The sequence below is a fragment of the Actinomadura formosensis NBRC 14204 genome (assembly GCF_001552155.1).
GTDB classification, from domain to species: Bacteria; Actinomycetota; Actinomycetes; order Streptosporangiales; family Streptosporangiaceae; genus Spirillospora; species Spirillospora formosensis.
In genome coordinates this window covers 1-5,874 of sequence record NZ_BCQQ01000214.1, presented here as the reverse complement: position 1 = coordinate 5,874, position 5,874 = coordinate 1, and the positions used below count along the sequence as shown (strand labels likewise).

At 68.5% G+C, this 5,874-nt stretch carries 5 protein-coding genes; all 5 read right to left on the bottom strand.

Annotated elements, in window-relative coordinates; genetic code table 11:
- Positions 1–321, bottom strand: a 321-nt coding sequence (locus tag AF1_RS36065) for a hypothetical protein (RefSeq protein WP_217999865.1), incomplete at its 3' end; no start/stop codon positions are given.
- 144 nt (positions 322–465) lie between these two features.
- Positions 466–2,151, bottom strand: a complete 1,686-nt coding sequence (locus tag AF1_RS31470; protein WP_207394208.1) for a SulP family inorganic anion transporter — start codon at positions 2,149–2,151, stop codon at positions 466–468.
- Between the two features lie 76 nt (positions 2,152–2,227).
- The gene (locus AF1_RS37160) at positions 2,228–2,509 is read right to left on the bottom strand and encodes a hypothetical protein (RefSeq protein ID WP_407642249.1); all 282 of its coding nucleotides are present in this window, start codon (positions 2,507–2,509) and stop codon (positions 2,228–2,230) included.
- 102 nt (positions 2,510–2,611) lie between these two features.
- Entirely contained in the window at positions 2,612–4,036 is a 1,425-nt protein-coding gene (locus tag AF1_RS31465; protein WP_207394206.1) for a DUF1254 domain-containing protein, read from the bottom strand.
- 176 nt (positions 4,037–4,212) lie between these two features.
- On the bottom strand, positions 4,213–5,772 hold the full coding sequence (locus AF1_RS31460) for a DUF1254 domain-containing protein (RefSeq protein WP_084263511.1): 1,560 nt from the start codon (positions 5,770–5,772) through the stop codon (positions 4,213–4,215).
- Between the last annotated feature and the right edge of the window lie 102 nt (positions 5,773–5,874).

Here is a 5,874-nt window from a genome sequence, read left to right as displayed (position 1 = left end):
CAGGCCGGAGCCCAGCTCGCTCAGTTCTTCCGACGTCAGCCGCAGCTGAGGCCGATTCCCGTCAAGCGCTACCTTGCATCCCTCTCCCTGCCGAAAACCTCGTCCGTGCAGGTCAACCCATCCGGAACCGTCCAAGCCCGGCGCCACTGCCTGCCAGGCACTACGCCTCTCACCTGCACGGACGTAGTCTTCGGCAAGCACAACCTGGTTCTGGTGACGGAGCACCAGCAACTCCACGTCCTTGGACAGATCAGACCGGACCACAAACACCAGCAGTCCCAGCAAGCTCCGGACCACCCGGTACAGCACCGACAACAACACCTCGAGATGGTCACAGTGACTGCGATGGCCCCGCAGCAAAATCCCAGCTCAGAGCACGAAACCGAGTATCCGAGCGGTACACGGTGTCCGTGCGGGGAGATGGCGTCCTGCCAGGTCGTGTAGGGGAACAAGGCATCGGTTGCGTCATGTGCCGGTCCTGGCCGCGTCGACCGCCGCTTGCACGGTGGGATAAACGTGCCTCAGCTCCGTCTTGGCTTCGGCGGTGCGCAACACGTCCCGAACCTGACCCACGTCGCGGGCAAGCAGGAGCCGGACTCCGCGGGCCTCCAGTTCCTCGGCCAGCTCGTCGAGCATGCGTACCGCGCTGACGTCGATGAAGGGGACCGTCTCGGCGTCGATCACGACCACCGTCGCCCCTTCCCGGCCGACGGCACTTCGTACCGTGGACCGGATCCGCTCGGCGTTGGCGAAGTAGATGCCCGCCTCGACGCGCAGCACGATCACCCCCGGGATCCTGCGGCTGTCCGTGTGCCTGTCGAGCGCGGCGAAGTGTCCGTTCCCCGGCAGTTGCCCCAGCTCGTTGATGACCGGGCGCGAGGAGCGGTAGAGGAGCAGGAGCAACGAGGCACCGATGCCGATGAAGAGGCCGGGCAGCGTGTCGAAGATCATCACCCCGAGCATCGCGGCGACCGCGGTGACGAAGTCGGGTCGCGCGGCGACGCCGTAGTCCTGGCCGAGCCTGCGGGTGAAAACGCGATAGAGGGCGACCAGGGAGGGGATGTCGACCAGTTCGACCACCGCCGCGACCACCACCCCCGCGAGCACCGCCTCGGGAAGCTTCTCGAAGAGGCCGGTGAAGAAGAGCAGCGTGATCACGGTGAGGAGGGCGACGAAGACCCCGGACAGCTGGGTGCGTGCGCCCGCCGACCAGTTGACGGCGGTCTTCGAGAGGCTGCCGTTGACGACCATGCCGCTGGACAGGCCGGCGCCCAGGCCGGCAGCCCCGAGCCCGATCAGCTCGCGGTTGGCGTCAACCTCGTAGTGGTCGCGGGTGGCGTAACTCTTCGCCGCCCCGAGTCCCTCGGCGAAGGCGACGAGCAGCACGCCGACACTTCCGGCGGCGAGGCCGCCGAGGTCGTCCACCGAGACATCGGGGAAGCCGAACGAGGGCAGCCCGGTCTCGATCCTGCCGACGACATCGACCCCATGGTCCTCCAGATCGAAGGCCGCTGCCGCCGCGATCCCCAGCGCCACCGCGATCAGCGAGCCGGGCAGGAACGGGGTGACCCGCTTGAGAACGAGGATCAGGAGGAGGCTGCCGACGCCGACCAGGACGGTGAGGCCACTGGTTCCGCCGAGGGCGCCGATCAGGGCCCAGATCTTCTCGAAGAAGTCCCCCGACGCGCCCTCGACGCCGAACAGCTTCGGCAGCTGGCCCGCGATGATCGTCAGCGCCAGGCCGACGATGAAGCCTTTCAGCACCGGCTCGGAGATGAAACCGGCGAGGAAGCCGAGGCGCAGCAGTCCGGCGAGGAGCGCCGCGATGCCCACCGTCACGGCCAATGCCGCCGTCATCGCAGTGCGGAAGTCCGCACTCGAACCGCCTGCGGCCTCACCGACGATCGCCGCCGAGAGCGCCGCCGTCGCCGCCATCGGCCCGACCATCAGGTGCTTGGAGCTGCCGAAGGCGGCGTAGAGGATCAGGGCGGCGGGCGCGGCGTAGAGGCCGACCACGGGCGAGACGCCGGCGATCGTCGCGTAGGCGAGCGCCTCGGGCACGAGAACCGCCCACACCGTCACCCCGGCCAGGGCGTCCCGCCCCAGCCATTGCCGCCGGTATCCCCGCAGTGAAGGGAACAGCCCGAGCATGCTCGGCCTCATCAGGAGGAGAGATCACTGATGGCGTTGCCCACCAGCTTCGCGGCGAGAATCAGGCAGATCACGGTCATGATCGCCGAGTTGTTCCTCTCCATCCAGAGCTTGAGGCCGTCGAGGATGTGCTTGGAGCGCTCCTTGAGGGCGAAGTAGAGCACGACCGGCGCTCCGGTCCCGAACGCCCGATCACAACGAAGACCGCGAGTGCCGCGGCCTGTGCGCCGGCTGAGGTGCCCGTGCGCGCGATCGCCGCCGCGGCGATCACGAGCAGCAGGTTCTTCGGGTTGAGAGCGGACGGCGCGATCCCGAGTGCTCCCGCCGTGACGGGTGGGAAGGAGTCGACCGTGTGCATCCACTTCGGCAACGACACCTCCTCGTCGCCGCGCGCCCGGCCGCGCCGCTCCGACGCCGTACGACGGAATCTGACCGATCGCCTCGCCCACGGCCGTCTACCTCACGCCGGTTCGACCTCGCCCGGCCGCCAGCTCTGGTCGAACCAGCTTTCCAGCGGACCGTAGAGTCGCAGGACGACGAACCATCCCTTGCCGGGGACCGTCTGGATCCAGTTCGCCTCCCTGCCGAGTGGCGCGGTCGGGCCGAAGTGGATGACCGTGTCGCCGCTGTCCTCGGCCTGCACGGCGTCCGAGAGGCTGTTCACGCTCGGGTAGGGGTTGTCGGTGCGCAGCAGCGACCGAGTCTGGGGGTCGTAGACGTCAACGGCCCAGAAGTTCTTCGCCGGGATGCCCTTGGGAAGGGTGAGCGTGTAGCTCTTCTCACCGTCGAGCCAGGCGCCGGTGGTGTCCTCTGCCGTGTAGGCGTACTGCGATCCGGCCCCGACCGCCGCCGTCGCCATCGCCGGCGTGATCACGAGCGCCCCGTGGTGGAACACGGCGCGAGCGTCCAGCAGGCGCGCACCCTGCGGCGAGAGGAACTCGTGGCTTCCGGAGGGGAACATGTTCTTCCACGAGCTGCCCGGGTAGTAGTAGAAATCCGGGTCGCGCGGTTTGAAGGTCAGCGTCCGCACGAGGCCCGACCCGACCCGCGCGGCGGTGTCGAGGATCGAGCGCATGCGGTCGTCCGGTCGAAAGGGCTTGCCGGGCACGATGCCGATCGAGGCGAGCTGTCCCGCGCGCTCGGGGTCGAGTGCCTCGGGCGGTTCCTGCTGAACGATCTCGTCGACCTCCCCGAAGAACGAGAAGTCGTTGGCGGGGACCGCATTGAAGACGGAGTCGGCAAAGTTGACGAAGCGCTGCTCGGGCGGGTCGGCCGCGGCCGAGAGCGGGTACATCCGCGTCTTGAGCAGGCTCTCGACACCCCCCAGCACGCGGAGCGCCGCCCAGCAGGAGAAGGTCGGCGGCCGCGAGACGAAGTAGCCGTCCGGGACGTCGCCGTCATGGCCGGGGGGCAGGAAGAGGTACTTGCCTCCTTTGCCCTCGTCGGGTCCGGCGATCCCCATGTCGGCGACGTAGCGCTGCCACAGGTCGTCGACGACACTCAGCGAGCCCCCGGGCACTTCGATCACTGTCGGGCCGTCCTGATCGAGCGCCAGGAAGGCCAACCCGTACGTGGTTTCGGTGTTCGGCGTGAGCATCAAGGGTGCCGAACTGCACCGCGGGGCCGTGTAGCCGATCGTGCGGGAGCCGATACCGAGGCTCCGCAGCCCGCGCCGCATCGCCACCATCGCGGCGCCGGGCAGGCAGTTGAGGAAGACCTCGATCCCGCGCAGCAGGTCGAGCGCGTCATAGCTCCGGGTGACCGTGTCGGGCAGGGGCAGGCCGTCGAAGAAGTCCATCGCGCCGAAGACCGCCTCCAGCCGGTCCGGGACGCTGATCGACGCGAGGGTCTCAGCTGATATGCCCGGGCTGGGCGCGTCGCTCACGTGAGGCACCGCGTTCCCTCCTAAAGGGGTCCTTCCTTGAGAACTGCGTTCCAGTCGTTCTTCACGCCGACGATCGTCCGCTTTGCGGCACCGCCGTTCCAGCTCCCCGGCGGGCTCGTGCTCATGGCCACCTCACCGTCCGGACCGTCACGCCTTCGGATCGCCGCCATGCCAGGTCAGTCCACCGCCTCGACCTCACCCGGCCGCCAGGTCTTGTCGAAGAACGGCCGCAGAGGGCTGTAAAGCCGCAGGACCACGAACCATCCCTTGCCCGGCACGGTCTGGATCCAGTTGCCCTCCGGCACGCCGCCCGGCCGGTCGGGTCCGAAGTGCACCGTAGTCGTGCCGTCCGCGTCGGCGGCCGCCGCCGGGGTCGGATAGTCCTGGCTGCCGGCCCGGGGGAAGCGTTGCGGCGTGGAGAGCATCGAGCGGGTCTGGTTGTCGTAGACGGTGCACGACCAGAAACGGGCGGCGGGAATGTCCGGCGGAAGCACCAGACGGTAGTGCCCGCCCCCGTCGAGGGCCCGGTCCTGCCGGTCCGCGAACGCGAACAGGTACTGCGAGCCGATGCCGGGCAACGGCGCGGTGAACGCCGGGCTGATGCCCACGCCCAGGTACCACCACCAGGTCCGCAGGTTGAGCTTGCGGGCGCCGTCGCTCATACGGAGCTCGACGCCCCGGTCGGTGATGTCCGGGGGCGGTGTCATGAAGTCGTAGCCGGACACGAGCAGGCCGTTGATCCACTGGGAGGACGCGCCGTAGAAGTGCGCCCCCTCCTCCGGGCGCGGGTGGCAGGCGAGGGTACGGGCCGTCGCGTTCCCCACCGCGGCCGCCTCGGCGAGGATCTTCCGCATCCGCGGATCCGGCTGGAAGGGGCGGCCCTTGACGATCCCGATCGCGGCCAGCGCACCGGCGATCTCGGGATCGAGCGCCTCGGCCGGCTGATCGTGCACGAGCTCACTCGCGAGGTCGAAGTATGTCGAGTCCCCGGGTGGGACCGTGTTCACGGCGAACCCGGTGCCCTCGACGAAGCGCGGCGGGTCGGGCCTGCGGAGCGCGGCGGTCCACGTCTGAGCGGTCCACGGCAACGGCGGGGCCGTTCCCCCTGTGACGATCTCCCCGATGCTGGTTCCGAAGAACCCGGGGACGTAGCGGTGGATGCGCAGCCTCTCCTTGATGCGCTCGACCGCCGGCTTCGGGTCGTCGCCCTCCAGGAACGCTCGCCCGCCCAGGACGAGCCGCGTGGTGCGGGTCGGCTGTGCGAAGAAGCCGCCCTCCGGAAGAGGACCCTCATAACCGGGCGGCACGAAGAGGTATTTGCCGCCGGCCCCGCGATCCGGCCCGGCCATACCGGGATCCGCGACCCAGCGAAACCACATGTCATTGACGAAACAGAGGGAGAGGGGCGGCATTTCCACTACCAGTGGCCCCTCAGTCAGGTCGAGGAACGTCACGAAATAGACGGTGTCCGCGTTCCCTATCAGCAAGAGCGTCTCGGAATCCATGAACTCCGAGAAGAGCAGGACATCGTGGTCTCTGATCCCGGCTTCAAGGAAGCCCTTGCGCGCCGCCCACGCATTGACCCCGGAGTACGCGTCGAGGAACCCGCGGACGGCGTGCACATAGTCCAGATGGTCGTAGACGCGGTCGGCGGTCTCGCCGGTGGGCCTGCCCAGCGGGAATTCCAGAGTGCCCAGATGCGTCTCTACCCGCTCGGGAGTCGAGAGCGACTTCATGACCTGAGGCGAGATCCGTCCGGCTTGCTGCAAGGCATCGCTCCGTTCTCGGGAGAGGTCTCCTCTCGACCACGAGCCGTACCTGCCGCAGACCACCACTAA

Excerpts from the sequence above, each read along its gene's own strand:
- AF1_RS31470 (WP_207394208.1), bottom strand. The coding sequence starts at position 2,151 with ATGCTCGGGCTGTTCCCTTCACTGCGGGGATACCGGCGGCAATGGCTG.
- AF1_RS31460 (WP_084263511.1), bottom strand. The coding sequence starts at position 5,772 with ATGAAGTCGCTCTCGACTCCCGAGCGGGTAGAGACGCATCTGGGCACT.
- AF1_RS37160 (WP_407642249.1), bottom strand. The coding sequence starts at position 2,509 with ATGCACACGGTCGACTCCTTCCCACCCGTCACGGCGGGAGCACTCGGG.